Origin of the sequence: Flavobacterium sp. NG2 (genome assembly GCF_034119845.1) — a bacterium.
Taxonomy (GTDB): Bacteria; Bacteroidota; Bacteroidia; order Flavobacteriales; family Flavobacteriaceae; genus Flavobacterium.
The window spans coordinates 4,107,700-4,132,893 of sequence record NZ_CP139420.1 but is presented as its reverse complement, the minus strand read 5'-3'; the positions used below and the strand labels follow the sequence as shown (position 1 = coordinate 4,132,893).

Genomic DNA, 25,194 nt, shown 5'->3' with positions numbered 1-25,194 from the left:
TTCTGTTTTTAATTTTCGTCTAATATTAAATCCATTTCCATTTCATTCAAATCAACATTCACTGTTGATTTTAGATGATCAATATCCTCAGTGTCTAAAAGATTGATAATGTCGTATTGAGTCACATTTGACTGATAGCTTAAGTAATTTTCTATAGTACTATCATCTAGTTCATTTGACTTTGTTAGATTTGAAAAAAGCACAGGGACAAGTAGTGCCAATACGAATATAGCGGCAACCATTAAGATAATGTGCTTTTTATTTCGGAAAATAGAGATTACTTTGGACTCCTTTTCAGGTAATTGTACTATCACTTTTTCGGATAAGGTATCAAAATAGTGCTCCGGAGTTTTAAATCCAGTACTTATTTTAGGGGCTGTATCTAATTTAAATTCTTTCATGGTATAGATTAGACTAGATTAGTAGCTAAAGGTTTAATTATTGGTAATGAATGCTTCTATTTTTTTTACGGCATGATGGTAAGATGCTTTTAATGCACCTACCGATGTTCCTAGTATTTCGGATATATCTTCGTATTTTAACTCTTCGAAATATTTCATTTTGAAAACCAATTGTTGTTTCTCAGGAAGAGTGGTTATTGCTTTTTGTAATTTAATTTGAAGCTCATCCCCGTCAAAATAACTATCGGATTTAAGATTGTCAATGGTTTTGTTTTGTAAAGCTTCAGAAGAAATACCGCTTTTTTTTGCTTTTTGATTCAAAAAAGTAAGCGCTTCATTGGTAGCAATTCGATACATCCATGAAAATAGTTTGCTTTCGCCTTTAAAGTTTTTTAAGTGTTGAAAAACCTTAATAAATGTGTTTTGTAAAACATCATCAGCATCATCGTGGTTTAATACAATATTGCGTATGTGATTGTACAAAGGTTTTTGATAATCTAACAAGAGTTTTTGAAACGATTCATTTTGCGTTTTAGGGTTCAATAATCGTTCTATAAATTCTTTTTCTTCGAGCAAAATAGGAATAGATTCTGGTGTGATTAAAAATTAAATAGTTTAGTTTTTCTTCGGGTTGTTAATTAAAATTCTGAATGCTCTTCTTTTTTCTCAACTCCCTGAATCTTCTTAGGCTCTATTTTTTTAATGATAGGTTTTGTTATTTTTAAAGGTTGAGATGTAACTGGAGTTAATGGTTCTACTGTAGACTCTTCTTCTCTTTCTTCGTAAGTTTCAGTTGGAGGAATTACTATTTTTGGAGCAGGTGCTATTTTTGGTGCTAAAGGAATGAAAATTTGAGTTTCCCATTTGGAAGCGTTTTTAATTTCATTTCTGCCAATAACAAAGCTTTCAATATGTGAGATAGCTGGATCTGTTTTATGTTGGTTTTTATTCAAATAAGCAAAACCTTTATCTAATGCTTTTTGAATATGGGAATAATCACCATACAAAGTAGTTTTTACAGCTTCAGTTGTTTCAAGTTTCCCGGAGTTAATGTCACTTCCTGGACTAATGAAAATTTCTGATTTTATAGGAAGACAAATCGATACCTTGGTGATTTTTTTATCCAAATCATAGGAATGATAAATTACAAAAGGTTTTCCGTTGATGCTAATGTTGTTTTCTTGGCAAAAGTTGGTGATTTTTGGTATTACAATTTTAGTGTTTTTGATGACTTTGTCAATTTCACAAGTAAATGTTTGTGCTAAATAAAATATGTTAGGTCTTTTTACTAAACCATTTTCTTTTATACTATAGGTATTGATTTCGTGATCAAGTGCTTTGTCTAGATTGTCAAGACTTTTTTCGTACATCTGTCCTATTATCTTGTCAGGTCCTCCTTTTAAAGCGGCGTATATTTTAAAGAAGAAACTCATTTTTCCTTTGGTTCTCCAAGTTACTTTTGTTCCTCCAATAGTATCTTTGAAACTCCAATTAACAGTGGAAGGGCTATCGTTGAATGTCATTTTTTGAGAAATACTATCATTTTCTTTTACAAAAAGAGTTTTCATTTCTCCATTTCCATCCTTGCCTTCCCAACTATAAGAGGCACCAGGGCCAATAGTTTTCTCGGCATATATTAACTTCATTTCAGGGTCATCTGTCATCCATGAGCCAAAATCTTCCCAGTTTTTATAATCATTGATATAGTTGTAAACAGATGATTTTGAGCTATTAATGATTTTGCTTCTTTCAATGTTAAATTCTCCTTTTTGAGTAGCGATAAAAATAGATAAAGCTACAAGGCTGAGTAGGAATAAAAGAAATAGATATTTTATAATTCTCATAAGATTCGGTTTGTTTACTGTTGTAAAGTTATATATTTTTTAGGTACAATACGAAAAATATAGAAGTATTTAGGTTGTTGGTGTTCTAATTTGTTAGCTGTAAAATAGGCTGTCATATAGCGTTGTAGTAACGCTTTTTATCAAAACAAATTGCTTTGTAACGGAATCTTTGTAAATATAAATACAAAGGAGTAGTTTTTAAACGCGACCTCTACTTAGTTTTTATAATCTCTTGTAATGATTATATTTGTTAGCTATTGATGATGTAATTTAATAAAAGACAATAATGAAATTAAAATATAGTGTTGGGCTGTTCTTAATGATGCTTTTTTCGGTAGTTTGTCATGCACAAAATCCAAAGGATGTTGATTCATTCGATTACCAAGTAGAGCAGTTTTCAGATATTAAAGTATTGCGTTATCAAATCCCTGGATGGGATAAACTAACATTGAAAGAGCAGAAATTAGTCTATTATCTTTGTCAGGCAGGAACTTCGGGTAGAGATATTATCTGGGACCAAAACTACAAATACAATTTAAAAATTAGGAAAGCCTTAGAGAATGTTTATTTGAATTATAAAGGAGATAAAACGTCTCCTGATTGGGCAAGCTTTGAGGTCTACTTAAAACGCGTTTGGTTTTCAAATGGAATTCACCACCATTATTCTAAAGATAAAATCAAGCCAGAGTTTTCACAACAATATTTTAATGCTTTATTACAATCAACAAAAACTGTTCTTGAGCCTTATATTGTTGCCATTCTTTTTAATGATAAGGATGGAAAAAAAGTAAATTTAGATGAGTCCAAAGGTTTGGTTGAAGGTTCTGCCGTTAATTTTTACGAAAAAGGAATTTCGCATAAAGAAGTTGAAGCTTTTTATGCTAAAAAAGTAAGTCCAGAACCGGAAAAACCGTATTCTTTTGGTTTGAATTCAAAATTAATTCGAAATAAAAAAGGGCAATTAGAAGAGAAAGTTTGGAAAAGTGGTGGTATGTATGGAGCAGCGATTGATCAAATTATATATTGGTTAGAAAAAGCAAAAACGGTAGCCGAAAATAAACCACAGGCAGATGCTCTAGGGTTGTTAATTGAATATTACAAAACAGGAAGTTTAAAGACTTGGGATGATTATAATATTGCATGGCTTCAAGCGACCGAAGGGAATATTGATTATATCAATGGTTTTGTCGAGGTTTATAATGATCCGCTTGGATATCGAGGTTCTTATGAGTGTATTGTTCAAATTAAGGATTTTGATATGTCTAAGAAAATGGAATTGGTTTCGAATAATGCACAATGGTTTGAAGATAACTCACCTTTGATGATCGCGCATAAAAAGAAAAATGTTGTTGGGGTTTCTTATAAAACGATTATTGTGGCTGGTGAAGCTGGAGATGCTTCACCGAGTACGCCCATTGGTGTTAACCTTCCTAATGCCGATTGGATTAGAGCAGCTCATGGTTCTAAGTCGGTTTCGTTAGGGAATATTGTAGAGTCTTATTCAAAATCGGCGGGTAAAGGACGATTAGAGGAATTTGCAAATGATGTAGAAGAGGTGGAATTAGCAAAAAAGTATGGAGAAATAGGGGATAAGTTGCATACAGCCTTGCATGAAGTGGTAGGCCATGCTTCAGGACAAATTAATCCAGGTGTAGGTACGCCAAAAGAAACCTTAAAGAGTTATGCTTCCACTTTGGAGGAAGGAAGAGCTGATTTAGTAGCCTTGTATTATTTATATGATTCTAAAATTCAAGAATTAGGTTTGGTTGATGATTGGAAGAAAGTGGGGATGGAATCTTATGATAGTTACATTCGGAATGGTTTGATGACGCAACTAATTCGAATTCAATTAGGTGCTGATATTGAAGAAGCTCACATGAGAAATCGTCAATGGGTTAGTGCTTGGGTATATGAAAAAGGCGTGAAAGACAATGTAATATCTAAATTGAATCGCGATGGGAAAACCTATATCAATATCAATGATTATGATAAACTACACGATTTGTTTGGTCAATTATTAAGAGAAGTACAACGCATAAAATCTGAAGGAGATTATGAAGCAGGAAAGTTGTTAGTTGAAAAATACGGAGTAAAAGTCGACCAGAAATTGCATGCCGAGGTGTTAGAGCGGAACAAACAATTTACTTCGGCTCCATATAGTGGTTTTGTGAATCCTGTTTTGGTACCAAAAGTAAACGCCAAGGGTGAAATTATAGGTATTGAAGTAAAACAGCCTAAAACCTTTGCAGAACAGATGTTGTTTTATTCTAAAAAATTCAGCTTTTTGCCTTTAGAGAATTAAAGTGATAGTAAGATTTACGCAATAAAGTATTCCATTTTAATTCCGAAAAGCTATCTGTCTTTTGTAGAAAGAATTGGTGTGATTTATTTCGAATTCAATAATTTGTGGTGATTAAAGGAATTCGTGTCCAATTAATTTAAGTTGATTATCTTTTGAAAAATATTTTGATCACAAATAATAATCCTATAAACAGTAGAAAGCCTACAAGTATTTTGTAATTTCCTTTATAATGTATTTTATGTAAAGCCAAATCTTTTCGATACGAATAGATAGCAGCGATTACAAAGGCAATAAAAAAACAAATTGCAAATTTCAATTGTCCAGAACTAAACATAGTTATATTTTTTTTGCAAAAATACACAATTGTATATGAATAGTTGCTAATTTGCCTTTTCAATTAGATAAATAAATAATGATATGCGTAAACAAATAGACTCTGTTAAAGAATTTCATACGGCCTTTAGAATAGGACATAGTGAAACCCCAATTGCGAACTTAGAAGAAGAGAAAAAAATCCTCCGTTATAACTTAATGAAGGAAGAAAATGAAGAATATCTAGAGGCGGTCAAGAACAATGATTTAGTTGAAATTGCCGATGCTTTGGGGGATATGATGTATATTCTTTGTGGAACAATAATTGAACACGGTTTGCAAGATAAGATTGAAGCTGTTTTTGATGAAATTCAACGTTCTAATATGAGTAAACTCGGAGAAGATGGAAATCCTATTTATAGAGAAGACGGAAAAGTGATGAAGGGGCCAAACTATTTTAAACCCGATTTTTCGAAGATTTTTAGCGAAAAGTAAAGATTTTAAGGTGCAATAAAAAGGCTAGAGTAAATAACTTTAGCCTTTTTTTATAGGTAATTCCTTGTCAATCAAAGTTTTTTTTAAAGAATTAGTCAACTTTCTCTGTTTGCCTAGTGCTTTTTTTATGTAAGCCTTTGTGTTTTGCTAAAGCCATTAATAACGGTGGTTATAGAAATATAGGTCTAGTTCTTATCTAGTTTTATAGTGAATTATTTACATTTTCAGATAAATTGTTTTGAGAATGGATTGTTAGGTTTAGTTTTTGTCTAGTGATGTAATAAATATTTAAGAGTTGTTTGGTTTAAGTTTGTTTGAAGCATAATTAGAGATTCAATGCTCTTTAGTATTGTGACTCTTTTTAAAGCAGATAACCAAATATTAACTAAATCTATTTATTATGAAAAAATTTACTTTATTTTTCGCGATGTTCTTTTTTGTGATTGGATCGACTAATGCACAGGTGCTGAGTCAAGTGTATAATACCTCTACCTATGCGGCTAGTACTGCGAATGGTAAAACGGCGTGGAGTGGTAATATTGTTTTATTGCAAAATAATCTGGAATCTAGTTATGGTTTTTATAATCCTGGTTTTGTTGCGGCTACACCTTTGTCTTATGCTCAATCAGGTTATAGACTAATTTTAGGCTCTCCCAATAATGAAAATGCTCCTACAGATACGGCTATGTGGTTTACCTATACCGCAACAGGATTGGAAGTGGGGAAAGCGTATGATATTTCAGCTGTAATTGAGTGTATTCAAACAAATACATTTGGTGAGTATGCGGCAGCAATATGGGAGGGTACTAGTGGTGACATACCAGCTGCGTATAAAACGAGAGCCTATGTGAATACAAATAAGAAATTATCAAGTTCAAGTGCTGCATTGGGAGGTGAACAAACATTAAGTGGAACATATACTGCTACTGCTGCAACGATGACTTTTGGAATAGGTGCAGCTAAAAGTACTACGGGTACTTTTTTTAATAAATTACAAATTAAAAGCTGGAGTATCATTAAGAACACAACCTTAGGAATAAATGAAAATGAATTATTAGAAAATGCTATTATAGTATCAAAATCTGGAGTTACTCTAAATGGTGTTGATGGGAATGTTCAAGTCTTAGATATACAAGGTAAAATTCTAGCTTCAGGGTTAGTTAAAGCTGATGGAACATTAAATTATAACTTTTCAGATAATAGTATATATATTATTAAAGCAGGAGATGTAACTAAAAAAGTTATGTTTAATTAATGATAATGTTTTAATTATTAATTGATAATTAAATGTTGTGAGTCTCTCCTTTGGAGAGGAGTTAGTTTGTTTGAAAATAGACCGTCTGAATTTATTTAGACGGTTTATTAATTGTAAAAAAAAAAGAGCGATTTCAATTAATTTGAGAATCGCTCTTTTTTGTGTTTGTATTTGTTAAGATACTTTAACGGTCCAGCCAAAAGGATCTTCTGTCAATTTATGTTGAAGATTTGTTAATTTATCTTTCAATTGAGAAGCAATTGAATTTTCAATTTTTGGTAATTCAAAATATTCGTTTCTGTATGAAAACCCAGAGATAGGACTTACTACTGCAGCCGTTCCTGCTCCAAATATTTCTTTCAAAGTTCCGTTTTTAACAGCTTCGATGATTTCTGAAACAAGGACTGGTCGAACTTCTACATTAATTCCTTCTTTCTTAGCCATGTCGATAAGGCTTTTTCGAGTCACACCGTCTAGAATTCTCTCGCTTACAGGAGCAGTGAATAAAGTATCGTTGATTCTAAAAAATACATTCATCGTACCTGCTTCTTCTAGTTTTGTATGCGTAGCATCGTCAGTCCAGATGATTTGTTGGAATCCTTCTTTGTTGGCTAAATTAGTTGGGTAAAATTGACCTGCATAATTTCCAGCAGTTTTTGCTGCTCCAATACCACCATTAGCCGCTCTACTATAGTGCTCTGCAATCAGTACTTTTACTTCTCCAGAATAATATGCTTTAGCAGGTGATAATATGATCATGAATTTATAATCATCAGATGGATTAGCTACAACACCTTGTCCCGTAGCAATTAAGAACGGTCTAATATAAAGGGTGTTTCCTAATCCTTTTTTGATCCATTCGTGATCTAACTTTAGTAAATGGTTCAATCCTTCCATGAATACTTCTTCGGGAACTTCTGGCATAGCCATTCTAACAGCTGAAGAGTTAAAACGACGGAAGTTTTCATCTGGTCTAAAAAGCCAAATAGAATCGTCCTCATCTTTGTAGGCTTTCATTCCTTCAAAGATAGCTTGACCATAATGAAATACACGAGCTGAAGGGTCTAACAAAAAGGGAGCGTATGGTTTAATGACGGGTTTTTGCCACTCACCATTTTTAAAATCACACTCTAATAAATGATCTGTAAAAACAGAACCAAAGCTTAAATTTTCAAAATCTACTTCGTTTATTTTTGAAGTAGCTACTTTGTTTATTTCAATTTTGTCAGTTTGAGTTGTACTCATAGTTGGGTAATATTTTGTTTTATTTTTTTAAAAGTGAATCACTTACAAATCATAATCAATAGAATAATTATAAGTGAACTTTAATAGTTAGCAAAATTAAATAAAAAAGACTAAAAAGGGTGTCATTCTACTATTAAATATGGTAATAAATTGTTAATTGTTTATATTTTAAAAAAAATAATGATTCGGTGATTATTTATGTAGAATAGCTAATATAAATAGTTTTTTTTCAATTATATGTTTTTGTTTTGGTTATTTTTGGACTGTTTTCTCATAGTGAGAATCTTATAATAGATTAATTTAAAATTTTGGAGAGAGAAATTATACAAACCCTTGATGGGTCAACCACCATTCATATTAAAGATTGGAATGAAAGTTATCATTCAAAACACGGTGCTATCCAAGAAGCACAACATGTGTTTATAAAAAATGGTTTGTCTTTATTCGAAAATAAAAATATTGCTATCCTAGAAATCGGATTTGGTACTGGTTTAAATGCTTTTGTTACCTACATAGAGAGTAAACGATTGAAACAAAAAATTGATTATACTGGAGTTGAGGCATATCCTATTAGTTCCCAAGAATTGGAAGCTATGAACTATATAGATGAATTAAAAGTCAATCATTTTTCGGGAATTTTTAACAAAATGCATGTTTCGGATTGGGAATCTACATCGGAAATGGATGTTGATTTTGTTTTGACAAAGAGAAAACAATTGTTTCAAGAGATTAATGATAGAGGGAAATATGATTTAATTTATTTTGATGCTTTCGGTTATCGAGTACAACCTGAATTATGGAGTACTGAGATTTTTCAGAAAATGTTTGCAGCCCTAAAAGATAATGGTGTTTTGGTGACTTATGCTGCAAGAGGAGTAGTGAAAAGAAGTATGATTGAAGTTGGTTTTTCTGTAGAAAAATTAGCTGGTCCTCCAGGTAAGCGGGAGATGTTAAGGGCAACAAAAGGTTTCGTTTGATAGTTTTGGATTTTTGTTATTAACACAATATTTTAATAAAATTACGTTGTTATGCTTAGGAGTTATTTATAAAAAATGTATTTTTACGAAGTAATAAATAAATTTTAAACCTCAAATCCTTAGTTATGTCTAAAGTTATGTTTGATTATACCAAATCAATATTAGAAAGAGTAAGCTTTGATCTGTTATTATTTAGAAAAGAATTGGAAAAAGCAGTTAAAACACTTTTACCTTTCGAATTAGAGAAATTAAAAGAATGGCTTTTTGAGTATGTGGTCGAAAAACCTGAATTGAAAGAATGTTTGTTATTAGTTGAAAACATATAAAAAAGGAACCTATAGGTTCCTTTTTTTGTGTCTTACATTTAAAACAGATGTAATTTTATATTCGTACTCTAAAACTTACTTTAAAACTATTTTAGTGTATTTTATCGATGAAAAACGCATTTAATCTTTATTTTGCTGTTTTTCTATTCGTTTTTTTTATACATTTAGCAGTATTAAAATAGTAACTTTTAAATCTACCTGCTATGTCTAGAATGATTTATGATTATACGAAAGAGGTGCTCGAAAGAGTAAGTTTTAACCCTGAGCTGTTTTTGAAAGAACTTAAAAAGGCAATAAGGAATTTATTGCCTCATGAAATGGAGCATTTAAGGAACTGGCTTTTTTATTTTACAAATGAGAAACCAGATTTGAAAGAGTTAATTTATGTAGTAGTAAAAAAATAGTTTGCCCTATTTGCCCCAAAGAAAGAAATCTTATCCTCTAAGGTTTCTTTCTTTATTTTGTAAAGGACTTATTATTTCAACGTTTTGAAATATGATAGCTCCTTTTATTATTCCTGAAATTGTGCTTCTCAGTGCGTCGATAATTTGAATTTTCAATTCACTTTTTGGATAAATCAAGCTGATTTCTCTCGCTGGTTTCGGTTCGACAAAATGACGTAGTTTTACTTTGTCCGATTCTTTTAAATCTAAGGTATGTAAAAATGGTAATAAGGTGGTTCCTAGACCTTCGTTTGCTAATTTTATTAAGGTCTCAAAACTTCCGCTTTCAATTTGAAAACGATTTGTTCCGTTTTGAGTGTTGTTTTTACACAAGTTTAAAATTCCATCTCTAAAACAGTGTCCGTCTTGTAATAGTAAAATTTCATCGAGATTAAGGTCGTCTACTTCGATTTCTTGCTTTTGAAAGTGTTGATGGTTCTCAGGGATGTAAGCCACAAAAGGCTCGTAGTAAAGAACAATTTCTTTGATTTTTTCTTCCATCAAAGGGGTGGCTGCAATGGCGGCATCAAGATGACCATTGTTTAGTTTTGTAATTATCTCATCGGTGTTTAGTTCTTCAATAATAAGTTTAACCTTCGGGTGTTTTTTAATGAAATTATTTAAAAACATAGGAAGTAAAGTAGGCATAATGGTAGGGATGATGCCTAATCTGAATTCGCCTCCTATAAACCCTTTTTGTTGTTCGACAATGTCTTGAATACGGTCGGCTTCAATAACAATGTTTTTAGCTTGTGAAACTATTTTTTGTCCTATATCTGTAAGCTGAATAGGCTTTTTGGTTCTATCAAATATAGTGATACTTAATTCTTCTTCTATTTTTTGAATTTGCATACTCAAAGTAGGTTGAGTAACGAAGCATTTTTCGGCTGCTAGTGTGAAGTTTTTGTGTTCGGCTACGGCCAAAACATATTTTAATTGTGTGATTGTCATCGATAGTATTTTATGATGTAAATATAAAAACTATAAATTAAATTTATTCTTATTTTTTGGATTTATTGGCTGTCATTTTTTACAACTTTAAAGTTCAGATTTGCAATGAAATAATACTTTTTTGTTAAAAATGATGTTAATATTTTTTTAATTTTATGTATTTTAGCTTGTATTTTTTATAATAAACATATTTTTGTAGTTATGAGACTAATCGCAAAACTATTTCTTTTTTTGTTTATTGCTTTTTTATTGACTCCTACTGTAGTGACGTTGATAGAAAAGAAATGTGATGTTTCTATGTTTTATAAATTTTCAGAAGAAGAGCATTCTCATAGTAAAGAGGTTAAGGTATACGCTTGTAATCAGCTGTTGAATTCTGATTTTCTTGTGATAAAAATTGAAAAATCTAACTTGATTCAGTCTGAAAATTTATCAAAACACGATAATGTTTCATCTAAGATATTTTCCCCTCCTCCTGATATTGCATAATGTTTTTGTTTTTACATATTGAAAATTCTGTTTCATTTTTGAATAGCAGTCTTTTTTAAGTCTAATTATTTTACAAAATATTATGTCGAAAAAAATTAATCTTTTTGCTAACCTTAAGTCTGATTTTGCTTCTGGTTTAGTAGTTTTCTTGGTGGCTTTGCCACTGTGTTTGGGTATTGCAATGGCTTCGGGAGCTCCTTTATTTTCAGGTATTATTTCGGGAGTCATAGGTGGATTAGTAGTTGGATATCTAAGTCAATCACATATTAGTGTTTCGGGGCCAGCTGCGGGGTTAACCGCTATTGTGTTAACCGCTATTACAGATTTTGGAGCTTTTGACGTCTTTTTAATGTCGGTTTTTATTGCTGGTTTGCTCCAGTTAGGACTAGGCTTTTTGAAAGCGGGAAGTATTTCCAATTATTTCCCGACAAATGTAATTGAGGGGATGTTAGCGGGTATTGGTGTAATTATCATTTTAAAGCAGATACCACATGCATTTGGTTATGATGCTGATTATGAAGGGGATCAGTCTTTTGTGCAAAGTAATGGTGATAATTCTTTTTCATCTTTATTTGAAATTTTTAATCATATACAAATAGGGGCAGTATTGGTTACTATAACTTCGTTAATTATTCTTATTTCTTGGGATAAAGTTTCATTTCTTAAAAAAATAAAATTAGTCCCTGGTGCATTGGTAGCTGTTATCTCTGGAATTGTTTTAAATGAAATTTTTATACAATCGGGTAGTGAATTTGCAATTTCCAAAAGTCATTTAGTTTCTTTACCAGTTCCAACTTCAATAGAAGAATTTAAAGGCATTATTACAACGCCTAATTTTTCGGCATTTCTAAATCCAAAAGTTTGGGTTACAGGGATGACCATAGCAATAGTCGCCTCAATTGAAACCTTATTATGTATAGAAGCTGCTGATAGGATGGATCCTCAAAAAAGATATACCAATACAAATGTGGAGTTAAAAGCGCAAGGTGTAGGGAATATTGTAAGCTCATTATTGGGAGGTTTACCAATGACTTCAGTAGTAGTTCGTTCTTCGGCCAACTGTAATGCTGGAGCTAAATCAAAGATGTCAACTATTATTCATGGAAGTTTACTGTTGTTGAGTGTTTTGTCTATTCCCGTTCTTTTGAATAAGATACCTTTGGCTACTCTTGCTACGATTTTAATTTTAATTGGATACAAATTGGCTAAGCCAGCTACTTTTCTTCATTTTTGGGAAAAAGGTAAGTATCAGTTTGTACCTTTTATAGCTACTTTGGTTGCTGTTGTGGCTACGGATTTATTAAAAGGAGTAATGCTAGGGATGATTATTAGTATCATTTTTATTTTGAGAGGGAATTTAAAGAGAGCTTACAGTTTTAAGAAAGAAGAATATGTTGATGGAGATGTAATTCACATTGATTTAGCACAAGAAGTATCATTCTTAAATAAGGCTGCTATTAAACTAACGTTGAATTCTATACCTGAAAACTCTAGTGTAATTATCAATGCTCATGATACAGTATATATAGCTCATGATATTTTGGACTTAATTAGTGAATTTAAGGAAAATAGAGCTAAAGAAGAGAATATTAAAGTAAAACTAAAAGGCTTTAAAAAGGCTTATGATTTAGAAAATTCTCCTGATTCTGCTAATCATGTTACGTTGGAGCATTATTACGATGTTGCAAAACGTAAAATGATAAAGAAAGAAACAATTGTAAATGAAATCAAAGAATAAATAAGTTTTCTTTTTTTAGTTGAAAAAAATAAAAAAGATACTATATTAGTTCTTAATTTGATTAAGTATAATAGTAAAAATAAAACAGTAAAAAATGGATGATTTTTATAAAAAAATAATTGATAATAACAAAGAATGGGTTGAATCAAAATTGGCTCTTGACGCTAATTTTTTTGCAGACTTAGCCAAAGGACAAACACCGCCATTGTTGTGGATTGGATGTTCTGATAGTAGAGTACCGGCAAATGAAATCATCGGGGCTAAGCCTGGTGAGGTTTTTGTGCATCGTAATATTGCCAATATGGTGGTTCACTCTGATATGAATATGTTAAGTGTTTTGGATTATGCAGTCAATGTATTAAAAGTGAAACATGTTATTGTTTGTGGTCACTATGGTTGTGGGGGTATCAAAGCTGCAATGGGGAATCAATCTATAGGAATTATTGATAACTGGATTAGACATATTAAAGATGTTTATCGTTTACATAATGAATATTTAGATTCTATTCCAGATGAAAATGACCGTTTTAATGCCTTTGTGGAGATTAATGTAAAAGAGCAAGTATTTGATTTGTGCAAAACATCAATCGTTCAAGGTGCATGGAAAAACAAGCAAGATTTGACTATTCACGGTTGGGTTTATGGATTGAATTCAGGTTATGTAACTGATTTAGATGTTAATTTTAGTTCTAATCAAGGACTGGAAGAAGTGTATCAATTAAAATTATAAGCTTGATTGCTTCAATGAATAAAAAAAATATCGCTATTAAAGCGATATTTTTTTTATTCATTATCTAGATTTTCATTAAATGCAGAAGGCAGCATTTTGGGAATAAACTTAATAAGGATTGGTAAGAGTAAACTTCCTCCAGGCAGTAAGAAAATAGTAAGCGATGGAATCGTTTTACAGATGTCTAAAAGGTGTTTTTTAACCTTTTTCTTTTCTTTTTCGTCCAAATCTCTTCTTGTTGAATTAGCTAGTAGAATCATTAATTCTTTACTCTGAGTGATTTCCTTGAAGAGTCGATTTTTATTTCTAGTAATTAAAGTTTCAACATTTTGTGTGGTTTGGTCGTAAAAATGTTTAACAGGATTTGAATAATTAAAATAAGGAATCTCTTTTTTGTAGCTTGAGATAAAATGGTCAGTTTCAGCAATGCTGGTAGCTACAAATTCATCTGGAATAGAAATGTTTTCAGCTAGTTTATATAGAAAATAAGCCTCTTCGTTTTCAATTTTTCCATCACTCCAGAGTGACATTCCTGCCATATCAAGGATGTAGTATTTTTCTAAATTGGACTTGAAATAAGTAAGCTTTAATTCCTCAATATTTTGAATATTGACATTTGAGAATTTGCTGTAACGAACAGAAGCTTCAAAGAGTTTGATTAATAAATCATCATATTTTGATTTATTAGTTTTTGTTTTTAAGGATAATGAGACCACTCCAATGATGGCTTCTTCAATTCGCTTTAAATATTTATCAGGCAATTCACTATGTGTTAAGTATTGGTGAAAAGCCAATACATCAACAAAGAGCAAAGCATTGGTGACAATGTGTGAAAAATTTTTACTCACAATGTCAATATTGGTTTGAACCCGACTATCAATGATTTTTTCTAAATTGAAGGAAGCGGAACCATTCGGGAGTACTTTTTTAAACAAACTAAAGCTTTGTGGGCTCATCGCATTGTAAAAATCAAGTGCCTTGGTCAAAAACTGTTCAGATGTTTTGTCTTGATAGTGCAATTTATATGTGGCGTGTAGAATGTTTAGTAACGCTACTTTTGGTATCTCGTTCTGAACCCAGCCTTTAGTGTCGATTGGCGTATCTGTTTCAAATGAAACAATATGACCATAAATAAAACCGGTCTTTCTAATTTTATGGTAAAACGAATCCAAATCATTAGTCAAAATAGATTTTGACGGTGATTGTTTTGAGAAATATTTATCTATCCAACCAGGAGCCGAAGGGTTAATCATGTCATTGTTTTGAAATTACAAAGCTAATTCATTTTAAGCTTTTATTGAAAAGTTTAAATTAAATTTTGGTTATCAAGGCGTTTAATAAAATTGGTTTAGTTGAAGATTTGAAATATCAAGTATATTTGTAGTTGAATAGAGCAAAAAAGTAAAGTGATTGTTTTTTGTTTTAATTATTTCCATAATAAAAATAGGGAATTTACAGCCTTATTTGTTTTTTAAAGAATTGTATGAAAATCAATAAAATTTTTTGTTAAAATTATTATAGATTAATGAAAGCATTGGTATTTTTGCTATCTCACTAATTTTATATATTAGCATTTCAATTTAAAATAGTCCTCAAGATAAGCTTTGCTATAAGTGAAGATAAAATATAATGGGCATTGTCCCAATAGTAATTAATTAAATGAAAGTAGCATTACTTGTTTCAACCTATAATTGGCCAGAGTCCCTAGAGTTAGTTTTAAAAAGTATTTTGGCGCAAACTGTTTTGCCCGACGAAATTCTTATCGCTGATGATGGTTCAAATGAAAAAACTAAACTGTTAATTGAAGAATTTGTAAAATATAGTTTGATTCCAATAAAGCATATTTGGCAAAAAGATAAAGGATTTAGGAAGGCTAAAATTTTAAATAAGGCAATTGCTGCTACATTGGTTGATTATATAATTCAAATAGATGGTGATTGTATTATTCATTCTGAATTTGTTGCTGATCACATTCGTTTTTCTGAAAAAGGTGTTTATCTCTATGGTTCAAGAGTAAATATACTTCCTCAATTTGTAGCCACTGTTATTGCGAGTAAAAAAATATCCTTCAATTTTTTCTCAAAAGAAATCAAAAATAAAACAAGAAGTCTGTATATCCCTTCGTTGTCACGACTTTATAAATCTTATTTTGGTATTTCTGAAAAATTCAGAGGTTGTAATGTTTCTTTTTGGAGGGATGATTTGATTGCTGTCAACGGGTATAATGAGGATTTTGAAGGTTGGGGAAGGGAAGATTCTGATTTAGCTATTCGCTTAGGAAACAATCGTGTAAAAGCTAAAAGGATACGTTATGCTGGGATTATTTATCACATTTACCATAAAGTCAATTTAAATGAAAATTTAGAATTGAATGAAAGAATGGAAAAAGAGACTGTTTTAAATAAAACGATTAGAGTAGTCAACGGAATAGATAAATATATAAAGTAATGTGATTAAAGGATATATCATTTTAATCACATTACTTTTTTTGGGTGTTGATTTTATAGTTTGAAACCGTATGCCAATCTCAAGGCAACTTGGTTAGTGTCATATTCTGTATAACCTTCATAACGTACGCTTACATCAATATATTTTGTCGCATATCCTATTCCGGGAGCGTAAAGGTAGGTATGTTGGTTTGCTCCATTGGTAACAGCAAAAGCACCACCTACTTCACCTAAAACATAAAACTGGTCTTCCCATACAAAGGCTTTAAAACCAGCTTTTACAGGGACAATTCCTAGATCTTTTCGGTCGTTACTAATAAATAAATTGGTGAATCCTGTTGTTAAAATTAAAGATGTCTTCTTGGATAAATCGTATTGTAGTCTAGCATCTGCGCCTAGGGCATAGTTGTAAACGTCTTCGTCGGTAGGAACTCCCGCATTAAGTCCGAATCCTAAACGGAATCCTTGATCGTATTTCGCTGCTTCTGTTTTTTGTGCATTTATAGCATAAGTAAATAGTAAACTAATGGCTAAGGTGAATGTGATTCTGATGTTGTTCTTGCTTTTCATGATTAAGGTATTTTAATTTATATTACTTTTTTATGCTTAAAGTAGCATTAAGACAAATGTATTGCCTTCGATGACGCTTGTTGTTATAGAATTTTTGGGTTTTGTTATAGAATTTTTAGATTGCCAAAGTAGTTGGGGTAATTGAGTGTTTAATATGATTGACAATTGAGATGAATATCAATCCATCTGCTTACCTTTGCTCGCTCAAAAAAAATATTTTTAAATTGAATTTTCAGACGTACACTAAAGAATTCTCGTATAATTTTAAATTAGCCTATCCCATCATTTTAGGAATGCTAGGACATACTATAGTGGGGATTATTGATAATATTATGGTGGGGCGCATTGGTCCAACCGAATTAGCCGCTGCTTCTTTGGCAAATAGCTTTGTTTTTATAGCGATGTCATTGGGAATTGGTTTTTCGACAGCAATTACACCTATGGCAGCTGCAGCCGATGGTAAAAAAGATATAGCTGAAGGAAGGACTGTCTTTCATCATGGACTCTATTTATGTAGTATTTTGGGATTTGTACTTTTTGGTGTAATTCTGCTATTTAAACCAGTAGTTGAATTAATGGGGCAGCCTGAAAACGTCGTTAGTTTAGCAAAACCTTTTCTGGATGTTATTGCTTTTTCGTTAGTTCCTTTGATTGTTTTTCAGGGGTATAAGCAATTTGCAGATGGAATGAGTGAAACTAAGTACTCCATGTGGGCGACTATTTTTGGGAATCTAATTAATGTATTTTTGAATTATGTTCTAATCTACGGTGCTTTAGGTTTTCCAAAATTAGGATTTATGGGGGCTGCTATCGGGACGCTGGTTTCGCGTTTTGCAATGTTGTGGTATTTGCATTATAAGATGAGTCGTAATGCCAAGTTTCATCCTTTTTTTGAAGGATTTGCTATCCGCAAAATGCAGAAAACAGTTAATATTGCTATTATAAAATTAGGGGCGCCATCGGCCATGCAAATGTTTTTTGAAGTGGCTTTGTTTACTGGCGCAGTTTGGCTATCAGGCTGTATAGGAGTTGCAAATCAGGCGGCAAACCAAATTGCGTTGAGTTTAGCTTCATTTACATTTATGTTTGCTATGGGACTAAGTGTGGCGGCCACTATTAGAGTAGGTAACCAAAAAGGATTGAAGGATTATAAGAAGTTGCGAATGGTGGCCTTGTCGATTTTTTTATTAGCAATTTTACTAGAGATGGGTTTTGCAATATTCTTTGTTTTGATGCATACCGTTTTACCAACATGGTTTATTGATACTTCAAATGTTACTGATGTGATTCAAAATCAAGAGGTGGTAAGAGTAGCTTCTCATCTGTTATTAGTAGCTGCCGTTTTTCAAATATCTGATGGAATTCAAGTAGTGATGTTAGGAGCTTTGAGAGGGTTGCAAGATGTGAAAATCCCTATGTATATTACTTTTGTGGCCTATTGGGTTGTTGGATTTCCTATTTGTATTTGGTTAGGACTTTATACTTCTTTAAAAGCAATTGGAATATGGATCGGACTTTTGGCAGGATTGTCTACAGCGGCTTTATTTTTGTATCTTCGCTTTAACCATTTGACTAAACAATTGATTAGTAGGTGTGGTTAGTTCCATTTATTAATGATTTAAAAGACTAAAGATGATTGTATTTATTTTTCTAGGAATAGTGTTATTGGTGATTAGTTTTACCTCAAAAAATAATTATGGTCCTCTTACTAAATACGCTACAGTATTTAGAATAATCGGTTTGTTTTTGCTGTGTATTGGTGTTTTTTCAACCGCATTCAAGCAAGTAGATGCTGGAAAAGTTGGAGTGAAATCGCTATTCGGTAATGTGCAGTCGGGAACACTTGAAAGCGGATTACATATTATTAATCCGTTACTAGATGTGACGATATTTGATATTCAAACACAAAATTATACCATGTCTGCAGAACATGGAGAAGGAGCGCAACAAGGTGATGATGCCATTCGTGTTTTGTCCAATGATGGATTAGAGGTTGTTATTGATTTGACGGTCTTATACCGTGTGTTATCAACTGAATCGCCAAGGATTTTTAAAGAAATTGGGGTTAATTATACAGATAAAATTGTGCGTCCTGTAACAAGAACTCGTATTCGTGACAATGCTGTTTATTATGATGCAGTTGCCTTATATTCTACTAAAAGAAATGAATTTCAAACACGCATATTTAAGAACATTGAATCTGATTTCAAAAAGAGAGGATTGATTTTAGAGCAGTTACTTATTCGAAATATCAATTTGCCTGCTTCGGTGAAAAGGACAATCGAAAGTAAGATTAATGCAGAACAAGACGCTCAAAAAATGCAGTTTGTATTGCAGAAAGAAAAACAAGAAGCAGAGCGTAAAAGGGTAGAAGCACAGGGTATTGCTGATTACCAACGTATTATTTCTCTGGGTTTAACAGATAAACAATTACAATACGAATTTATAAAAGCACAAAAAGAATTGGCGGCATCACCAAATACCAAAATAATTTTTATGGGAAAAGGGAATAGTGCTCCAATTATTCTTTCGGATAAATAATTAATTAATTCTGTAGATTTTGCAAATAACTTTGCGAACTTTGCGGGTAAACAAACAAAAATGGAATTACCAAAATTTTTACTGGGTGACAATACCGATTGTCCAGACGATATTTTTATCATTCACTTAGATTATCCTAGATTTATCATCAACCTAAAAGATGATGAAGTAGAGTTTATGGAGGAAGCCGAAGATCTAGATGAAGCCGAATTAAATGCAGAAATGGAAGGCTTAATTGAAGCGGCTAATTCATTTTATGATCGCGAAATGGAGCGCTATGAGAATGATTAAACTAAAATGCGCATTAGGATTTTATTGGTTTTTTTCACGCAGATTAGGCATGTTTCCGGAGGTTTTAGGTTATAAAACTATTAAAATCTGTGCTGTCCATGTTCCAATACGTAATTTAGGTTAAATAAGATATTCTGAAAAGTAAAAAAGCACAAGACTCATTATTATGAGCTTGTGCTTTTTTTATGTGTTATTTTGAGAAGGAGCTTATTTTAAAAGCTCAGTGATTTTTGCTCTTAGAGCGTCTCCTCTTAAGTCTTTTGCAACTATTTTTCCTGAAGCATCAAGTATAAAAGTTGCAGGAATAGCTTCTACACCGTATTGTTTTGCTATCGGTTCGTCCCAAAATTTCAAATTAGAAACATGAGTCCAACTCAATTTATCCTTTGCAATGGCTTCTTTCCATTTGGCTTTGTCTTTGTCTAAAGACACACCAATAATGTTTAATCCTTTAGCGTGGAATTCATTGTAAAGAGCAACTACATTAGGGTTTTCTTGACGGCATGGTGCGCACCAAGAAGCCCAAAAGTCAACGATGGTCACTTTTCCTAAACTTTCTTTAAGGGAAATTACTTTTCCATCAGGGTTAGGAGCAGAGAAATCTGATCTTCAGTTGCTTGCTCCTGGAGCTGGAGGAGTTGTAGCGCCTACAGCTGGATTTTTGATTTCACCAAGTTTAGTTTTAATCGCTTTTCCTGGTTTTGTGTTTTTCAATGATTCTTCAAATCCATTGTAGATTGATTCTGCTTTTTTAACATCAGCAGTTGGATCATTCAACATTCCTTGGATGATTAAAGCACTGATTAAAGCTTTAGGATGCGTTTCAGCGTATCCAATATATTTTGCTTTTGAAGCGTTTCCAACTTCTTCTTGAATTTTAGAAAATTCTTGCATCAAACCATTGATTACAGCAGTATCTTTAGTTTGTTGAGCAAGATTCATTTTTTCAGTATTTTGAGTTTGGAAATCCATTAATTTCTTTTGGATTACTTTAATTTCCTCGTTAAATTTCACATACTCATCATTGTTGTATGTTCCTGAAACTTTAGATTTTTGAATACTGTCTTTATCAACAGTAATTGTTATATCACCATTTTCTAAGATGAATGGCACTTTTCCTTGTACTCCTTCGATTTGTAAAGTATGGAAAGATGGCTCTAATGCTTTTCCTTCAAAAACGAATTTCCCATTTTCAACTTTTACAGTATCAATTGATTTTAATCCCATTCCACTTTCATCTTGTGTCTCAAGGATAATTGTTTTTCCGTCTTCAAGACCTTTAATAGTTCCTGAAATTGTATACTTGTCTTTGCTACATGACATTAATAAAAGAGAAGCAGAAAGTAAAAAAAATAATTTTTTCATTACAGTTAAATTAGTTATTACGTTAAGCGAACAAAAGTATTATAAAAATATCTAAGTAGATTCATTTTACTACCTAAAATTTTGTTATAATTCGATTTTTTTATTTTGTGTTATTTGTAAGTAGTTGAGCTGTTTATCTATTGTTTATTGTCAAACTAAAAAAGAAAGGGCTTAGCTTAGCTGGAACTATCTTCAATTTTAAGCCTAGAATTATGGTAAATTTTAGATTCTAATTTGGCTTTCTTCCTTTAAGATTTCCTTGACAGCTTGTTCGTAGTTCTTGATACTTTTTGCTTTTTTTATTTTTTTATGCACTTTGTGTGGATTCGCAAAAAGAACTGAAAAATATTCCCATAAATGGTGCATCTTTAATAAAATATGAGTAGCTCCTGATAAGGATTGGCTATAGCCTTCATACAAAGTGTCATGAAAAGTGCTAAACAATTCTATTTTATTATCAGGATAAAGAGTAGTATCATTTTTAATCATAGTTGGTAAAAAAGGATCTGCAATTAATCCTCTCCCTATCATCCAGTGATCAATGCTGGGGAAACGTTCTTGCATAGCTTTAAAACTTGCTACAGAGGTAATATCGCCGTTATAGTACAATTTCAATTTTGTTGAATTGATGCATTCTTGAAAAGCATCTAGGTGAACACCACCTTTATACAGTTGTTTTCCAATACGGGCATGAATAGCTACATTTTTAATAGGGTATCGTTCTAAGATAGGAAAAACATCTAGGATTTCTTCGGTAGTGTCATAGCCCAATCGCATTTTCATCGAAACAATAATATCTGTTTCTGAGTGAACTTTATCAAGGACAGCATTAATTCGTTCCGTATTACTGATGAGTCCTGAACCCATTCCGCACTTGGTCACCATCGGGTAAGGGCAGCCTAAATTCCAATTCAGTTCCTTGTAACCTAATTCCTGAACATATTTGGCCACAAATAAAAATTCCTCGGCATCATTAGTAATCACTTGCGGAATCACTTCTAAGGTATTGTTATTCTCTAATGCTAAATCCCTTTGGTATGAAGATTTAATATCTAGTTTTCCGTTCAGGCGAATGTAAGGAGCATAAAAAGTATCAATGCCACCAAAGATTTTATTTTGGGCATTTCTAAAGCGGTAATCTGTAAAACCTTGTAAAGGTGAAGAAAGTAGGGTATAGCTCATTTTTGTATTAAAATGCAAAGATAGGCTAGTTTGTATTAATATTGTCTATTTGAGGAAAGCGAAACATTTTAATAATTAATGAGGTTTATTTCCTTTATGTAAAATATTATAAACAATAAAAAGGATAGACACGAATTGCACTAATTAGCACAAATTATAAGAGTTATAAAATTACACTAATTTTTATCTGCCTAAGGCAGATTCATGAAATTATTAAATCAGTAAGTTTTCGTGTAAATTAGTGTAATTTGTGTCTAATTTCTAATCACAAATTTCTATCAATATTTACTCTTTATTGAAAACAAAAAGCAGACTCTCCTTCGAAAGACTGCTTTTTAAAATAGCTTTATAATTTAAAATTATACTTTTCCTAAAGTATACAATTGTTCCATAGTAGGTGTTAAACTTCCTCCCGCTGGTTCCAATGTGATACCGAAAGCTTCTGCATCGATAATCGCATTTATAGGGAATAATCGTTTATCATTATCATTAAAATTATCCAATAGTCCAATGCTCGTAGGTGTAAGTGGATTCAATTTTAGTGACCATACTTGGTACACCATTCCTTTTGGTGGTTCAGGTAAACCCGAAGCATCAATATATACTTTTTGAGCTTCTTTATTCCAGTACACTTTAGCGTAGGACTCTGGAGCAACAGCCTGTCCACCTAGGGCAACGACTGTTGTATTTGTGTCTCTTATAATAGCTAAGCTTGATTCAATAGCTTTGTTTTCGAGGGTTAAGGTATTTAATTCCTTTTCAATTTTAGATTTTTCTGTTTCAGCATTCACCACTTGGTTTGTTGTAACAGTCAGTTGGTTATACATAAAACCAATTCCCATTAGCAAAATAACGGCAGCAGCCCAACCTAAATAGTGTGAAATGTTTCTTTTAGGTTCTAGTTCTATTACTTTTGGACTTGGGTTTAAGTCTAGTTTTTCTTTGATTCGCTCATAATTACCCACTGAATTAAAAGGGGAAAAACTCGATGATAAAGCAATGATTGATTTCTCTATCGAAACGATTTCAGCTTGTATTTCGGGGTCATTTTTGGCGCGCATGGCAATCTCTTCGTTTTCGGCCTCACTGAGTAAGCCGTAAACGTAAAGTTCTAAGATTCCTGATGCTATATATTCTTTATTTTCCATTATACTTTCAAGTAGGTTCTTAAATCATTTATACAATTCCTATTGTGTGTTTTTACTGTTCCTAGCGGAATTTCCAACTCTTCTGCAGCTTCTTGTTGGGTATACCCTTTAAAGAACAATAAATCGATGATTTGAATACACTTTGGCTTTAGCCTCTTGACAAATTCATGAATACCTATAGTGTCTACCTTGTTTGTCAGTTTGTTACTGTCATCTAATAGATTTACGAAATTATCAGAGGAAAGGTTTTTTTGACTGTTGTTAAAGTTTTTAGAACGTAACTTATCTATGGAGGAATTTCGAGCTATATTGAGAATCCAAGTATAAAAACGGCCTTTACTCTCATTATAGGAATCAATGTTTTTCCAAATCTTAACAAATACCTCTTGGAGCACATCCTCGGCTTCTTCGGTATTTTTGACAAGGACATTAATTACAGCAAACAAGCTTTTCGAGTACATATCATATAGATGTGTGAACGCTTTTGCATCTTTTTTATAAATCAAAACTAATAACTCTTCTTGGGTCATAATAAGGTCTATTTATCTATTACAAACTTATATAAACTAATTTACAATTGGCTTTATTTAACATATAAATACTACGTTGTAAAAATAATTTTGGTTTTAGAAATATTTTAGGCGTGCCACCAGCAAGACATAAGGGCTCATATCTTTGTTATAGTTACAAAATGATAAAATACGTATCTTTAAAATAGTAATAAAATAAATATATTTTAATCAACTGTTAATCAGTGGATTGAAAATTAATTTCACTTTTTTTTACTTTTTTTAAAACCATAAACCATCCGTTCCCGTAAATCCTATTATAACCTTTTAAATAATCACAAAATGAAAAAGACAAAAATTATTTTAGGCCTATCGCTTTTAGCGATTACGGGTTTAACATTAGTAGCAGCGGATCATATCGATGCGCCATCAGTAACAGGAAATGCATCTGATATCACTGATTTCTATGCTTTCCAAGGACAAGATACTAACAATTTAGTATTCGCAGTAAACACACAAGGATTGTTAAGTCCGGGCGCAACAGCTGCAGCAAGTTTTAATGAGAATGTAATGATCGAAGTAAACATCGACAATACAGGAGACAATGTTGAGGATTTAGTAATTCAAGCTATTCGCAAAGGAAATAAAATGTATTTCTTCGGACCATATGCTCCATCTGTAAAAGGAAAAACAAGCACTATTGATTTCAGCAAAGCTTCGGGTAGTGTTCAAATTTCTAAATACGGTCAAACACCAAATATTTCAAATGAAAACGGAATGAAATTTTTTGCAGGACCTAGAGATGATCCTTTCTTTTTTGACTTAGGACAATACCAAGCAGTAATCGGAGGGACAGCTTCAGCTTTTAAAACTACAGGAACAGATACTTTCGCAGGTACCAATGTTTTATCTGTTGTAATCGAAGTGCCAAAATCTAAATTAGGTACAGCTGCCTCATTGAACACCTGGGTAGAAACTAAGAAAAAACAATAACTAAGCGATTTTAAATTCAAAAAAACAAGAAATTATGAAGACAAATAAATTCACAATAATAACATTAGCACTAATATGTGCTTTGGGAACGGTAAGTTGTAATAATGATGATAATGATAACGCCCCTTCGGCAGTTGATTTTTCAGGAACTTATGTACAACAAGACCAAATGGGTAGACCAGCTATTAATACGGTTTTTGTAGCATCAGGACAACCTAAAGACGATTTCAATAATACCACTCCTTCGGCTATGGGAGCCATTTATACACCTGTTATCAAAGCTAAATTACAGGCATTCGGTTATACTAGTAATGCATTAGGACATAGTATAGATACTTTTGCGAGTGTATTAGCAACTGATGTGTTGAATGTTTCAACTTCTGCTAAAACAACTTTCTTTGATGGAACAAATGTTTTAACAGGTAGAGCCTTGGCTGATGACGTAATTGATGTAGAGCTTTTATTAATCTTTGGAGGACCAACTGGTGGATCAAATCCAGGTTTGACAAAAGATAATGTAAATAAAAATGATAAAGACTTTTTAACGTCATTTCCATATTTAGCAGCTGCTTGGTAAAATAAAATTTTATCAAATAATTTTAAAAAAAACAGGGTGCTAGTAATTATTTAAAGTACTCTG

The 25,194-nt window shown here is 32.1% G+C and carries 28 protein-coding genes; 15 read left to right on the top strand and 13 right to left on the bottom strand.

Annotation, left to right across the window (positions count from 1 at the left end; all coding sequences use genetic code 11):
* Positions 1-8: 8 nt before the first annotated feature.
* From SLW70_RS16565 to SLW70_RS16555, 3 genes are all read right to left on the bottom strand, one after another.
* On the bottom strand, positions 9-401 hold the full coding sequence (locus SLW70_RS16565) for a hypothetical protein (RefSeq protein WP_320889784.1): 393 nt from the start codon (positions 399-401) through the stop codon (positions 9-11).
* 33 nt (positions 402-434) lie between these two features.
* Complete coding sequence (locus SLW70_RS16560; RefSeq protein ID WP_320889783.1) at positions 435-977, bottom strand: sigma-70 family RNA polymerase sigma factor; 543 nt, start codon at positions 975-977, stop codon at positions 435-437.
* Between the two features lie 62 nt (positions 978-1,039).
* A complete protein-coding gene (locus tag SLW70_RS16555; RefSeq protein ID WP_320889781.1) occupies positions 1,040-2,245 on the bottom strand; it encodes an SRPBCC family protein in 1,206 nt (401 codons plus the stop codon).
* A gap of 319 nt (positions 2,246-2,564) precedes the next feature.
* On the opposite strand from SLW70_RS16555, the gene SLW70_RS16550 reads away from it, so the two are divergent.
* Entirely contained in the window at positions 2,565-4,547 is a 1,983-nt protein-coding gene (locus SLW70_RS16550; RefSeq protein WP_320891812.1) for a dipeptidyl-peptidase 3 family protein, read from the top strand.
* Between the two features lie 145 nt (positions 4,548-4,692).
* On the opposite strand, the gene SLW70_RS16545 is transcribed toward SLW70_RS16550, so the two are convergent.
* Entirely contained in the window at positions 4,693-4,881 is a 189-nt protein-coding gene (locus SLW70_RS16545; RefSeq protein ID WP_320889780.1) for a hypothetical protein, read from the bottom strand.
* 83 nt (positions 4,882-4,964) lie between these two features.
* Between SLW70_RS16545 and SLW70_RS16540 the strand changes: the two genes are divergently transcribed.
* Positions 4,965-5,354: a nucleoside triphosphate pyrophosphohydrolase family protein gene (locus tag SLW70_RS16540; protein ID WP_320889779.1), complete on the top strand. Its 390-nt coding sequence runs from the start codon at positions 4,965-4,967 to the stop codon at positions 5,352-5,354.
* A 400-nt stretch (positions 5,355-5,754) separates the two neighbouring features.
* The gene (locus SLW70_RS16535) at positions 5,755-6,609 is read left to right on the top strand and encodes a hypothetical protein (RefSeq protein ID WP_320889778.1); all 855 of its coding nucleotides are present in this window, start codon (positions 5,755-5,757) and stop codon (positions 6,607-6,609) included.
* 174 nt (positions 6,610-6,783) lie between these two features.
* Here the strand turns inward: SLW70_RS16535 and SLW70_RS16530 are convergent, their stop codons facing one another.
* A complete protein-coding gene (locus SLW70_RS16530; RefSeq protein WP_320889777.1) occupies positions 6,784-7,854 on the bottom strand; it encodes a branched-chain amino acid aminotransferase in 1,071 nt (356 codons plus the stop codon).
* A 308-nt stretch (positions 7,855-8,162) separates the two neighbouring features.
* Between SLW70_RS16530 and mnmD the strand changes: the two genes are divergently transcribed.
* The 3 genes from mnmD to SLW70_RS16515 all read left to right on the top strand — a co-directional run bounded on the left by mnmD (position 8,163) and on the right by SLW70_RS16515 (position 9,561).
* Complete coding sequence (gene mnmD / locus SLW70_RS16525; protein WP_320889776.1) at positions 8,163-8,831, top strand: tRNA (5-methylaminomethyl-2-thiouridine)(34)-methyltransferase MnmD; 669 nt, start codon at positions 8,163-8,165, stop codon at positions 8,829-8,831.
* Between the two features lie 125 nt (positions 8,832-8,956).
* Positions 8,957-9,157, top strand: a complete 201-nt coding sequence (locus tag SLW70_RS16520) for a hypothetical protein (protein WP_320889775.1) — start codon at positions 8,957-8,959, stop codon at positions 9,155-9,157.
* Between the two features lie 203 nt (positions 9,158-9,360).
* Entirely contained in the window at positions 9,361-9,561 is a 201-nt protein-coding gene (locus SLW70_RS16515; RefSeq protein ID WP_320889774.1) for a hypothetical protein, read from the top strand.
* Positions 9,562-9,591: 30 nt separating this feature from the next.
* On the opposite strand, the gene SLW70_RS16510 is transcribed toward SLW70_RS16515, so the two are convergent.
* Positions 9,592-10,551 carry a LysR substrate-binding domain-containing protein gene (locus SLW70_RS16510; RefSeq protein ID WP_320889773.1) on the bottom strand — a complete coding sequence of 320 codons (960 nt, stop codon included), beginning with the start codon at positions 10,549-10,551 and terminating at the stop codon, positions 9,592-9,594.
* A 201-nt stretch (positions 10,552-10,752) separates the two neighbouring features.
* Between SLW70_RS16510 and SLW70_RS16505 the strand changes: the two genes are divergently transcribed.
* The 3 genes from SLW70_RS16505 (at position 10,753) to can (ending at position 13,508) form a co-directional block, all read left to right on the top strand.
* A complete protein-coding gene (locus SLW70_RS16505) occupies positions 10,753-11,040 on the top strand; it encodes a hypothetical protein (RefSeq protein WP_320889772.1) in 288 nt (95 codons plus the stop codon).
* Positions 11,041-11,122: 82 nt separating this feature from the next.
* On the top strand, positions 11,123-12,778 hold the full coding sequence (locus SLW70_RS16500) for a SulP family inorganic anion transporter (protein ID WP_320889771.1): 1,656 nt from the start codon (positions 11,123-11,125) through the stop codon (positions 12,776-12,778).
* Positions 12,779-12,872: 94 nt separating this feature from the next.
* A complete protein-coding gene (gene can / locus SLW70_RS16495; RefSeq protein ID WP_320889770.1) occupies positions 12,873-13,508 on the top strand; it encodes a carbonate dehydratase in 636 nt (211 codons plus the stop codon).
* Positions 13,509-13,561: 53 nt separating this feature from the next.
* Here the strand turns inward: can and SLW70_RS16490 are convergent, their stop codons facing one another.
* Positions 13,562-14,761: an LETM1-related biofilm-associated protein gene (locus tag SLW70_RS16490; RefSeq protein ID WP_320889769.1), complete on the bottom strand. Its 1,200-nt coding sequence runs from the start codon at positions 14,759-14,761 to the stop codon at positions 13,562-13,564.
* 406 nt (positions 14,762-15,167) lie between these two features.
* Between SLW70_RS16490 and SLW70_RS16485 the strand changes: the two genes are divergently transcribed.
* Positions 15,168-15,956, top strand: coding sequence for a glycosyltransferase family 2 protein (locus SLW70_RS16485; protein ID WP_320889768.1), 789 nt, complete (start codon positions 15,168-15,170; stop codon positions 15,954-15,956).
* A gap of 53 nt (positions 15,957-16,009) precedes the next feature.
* On the opposite strand, the gene SLW70_RS16480 is transcribed toward SLW70_RS16485, so the two are convergent.
* A complete protein-coding gene (locus SLW70_RS16480; protein ID WP_320889767.1) occupies positions 16,010-16,525 on the bottom strand; it encodes a hypothetical protein in 516 nt (171 codons plus the stop codon).
* Between the two features lie 224 nt (positions 16,526-16,749).
* Here SLW70_RS16480 and SLW70_RS16475 point away from each other — a divergent pair, with 224 nt between their 5' ends.
* The 3 genes from SLW70_RS16475 to SLW70_RS16465 are packed head-to-tail and all read left to right on the top strand — an operon-like array spanning position 16,750 to position 19,357.
* On the top strand, positions 16,750-18,126 hold the full coding sequence (locus tag SLW70_RS16475) for an MATE family efflux transporter (protein ID WP_320889766.1): 1,377 nt from the start codon (positions 16,750-16,752) through the stop codon (positions 18,124-18,126).
* A 31-nt stretch (positions 18,127-18,157) separates the two neighbouring features.
* Entirely contained in the window at positions 18,158-19,066 is a 909-nt protein-coding gene (locus tag SLW70_RS16470) for a prohibitin family protein (RefSeq protein ID WP_320889765.1), read from the top strand.
* Between the two features lie 60 nt (positions 19,067-19,126).
* Positions 19,127-19,357, top strand: coding sequence for a hypothetical protein (locus SLW70_RS16465; RefSeq protein ID WP_320889764.1), 231 nt, complete (start codon positions 19,127-19,129; stop codon positions 19,355-19,357).
* Positions 19,358-19,564: 207 nt separating this feature from the next.
* On the opposite strand, the gene SLW70_RS16460 is transcribed toward SLW70_RS16465, so the two are convergent.
* The 5 genes from SLW70_RS16460 to SLW70_RS16440 form a co-directional block, all read right to left on the bottom strand.
* Positions 19,565-19,900, bottom strand: coding sequence for a TlpA disulfide reductase family protein (locus tag SLW70_RS16460; protein ID WP_320889763.1), 336 nt, complete (start codon positions 19,898-19,900; stop codon positions 19,565-19,567).
* Positions 19,901-19,966: 66 nt separating this feature from the next.
* A complete protein-coding gene (locus SLW70_RS16455; protein ID WP_320889762.1) occupies positions 19,967-20,722 on the bottom strand; it encodes a DUF4369 domain-containing protein in 756 nt (251 codons plus the stop codon).
* A 222-nt stretch (positions 20,723-20,944) separates the two neighbouring features.
* On the bottom strand, positions 20,945-21,904 hold the full coding sequence (locus tag SLW70_RS16450) for a tRNA-dihydrouridine synthase family protein (protein ID WP_320889761.1): 960 nt from the start codon (positions 21,902-21,904) through the stop codon (positions 20,945-20,947).
* A gap of 359 nt (positions 21,905-22,263) precedes the next feature.
* Entirely contained in the window at positions 22,264-23,052 is a 789-nt protein-coding gene (locus SLW70_RS16445) for an anti-sigma factor (RefSeq protein WP_320889760.1), read from the bottom strand.
* Positions 23,052-23,582 carry a sigma-70 family RNA polymerase sigma factor gene (locus tag SLW70_RS16440; protein ID WP_320889759.1) on the bottom strand — a complete coding sequence of 177 codons (531 nt, stop codon included), beginning with the start codon at positions 23,580-23,582 and terminating at the stop codon, positions 23,052-23,054. The genes SLW70_RS16445 and SLW70_RS16440 overlap by 1 nt, the downstream gene beginning before the upstream one ends.
* A 321-nt stretch (positions 23,583-23,903) precedes the next feature.
* Between SLW70_RS16440 and SLW70_RS16435 the strand changes: the two genes are divergently transcribed.
* On the top strand, positions 23,904-24,554 hold the full coding sequence (locus SLW70_RS16435; RefSeq protein WP_320889758.1) for a DUF4331 family protein: 651 nt from the start codon (positions 23,904-23,906) through the stop codon (positions 24,552-24,554).
* A gap of 34 nt (positions 24,555-24,588) precedes the next feature.
* Positions 24,589-25,131, top strand: a complete 543-nt coding sequence (locus tag SLW70_RS16430; RefSeq protein WP_320889756.1) for a DUF4331 family protein — start codon at positions 24,589-24,591, stop codon at positions 25,129-25,131.
* Positions 25,132-25,194: the final 63 nt, after the last annotated feature.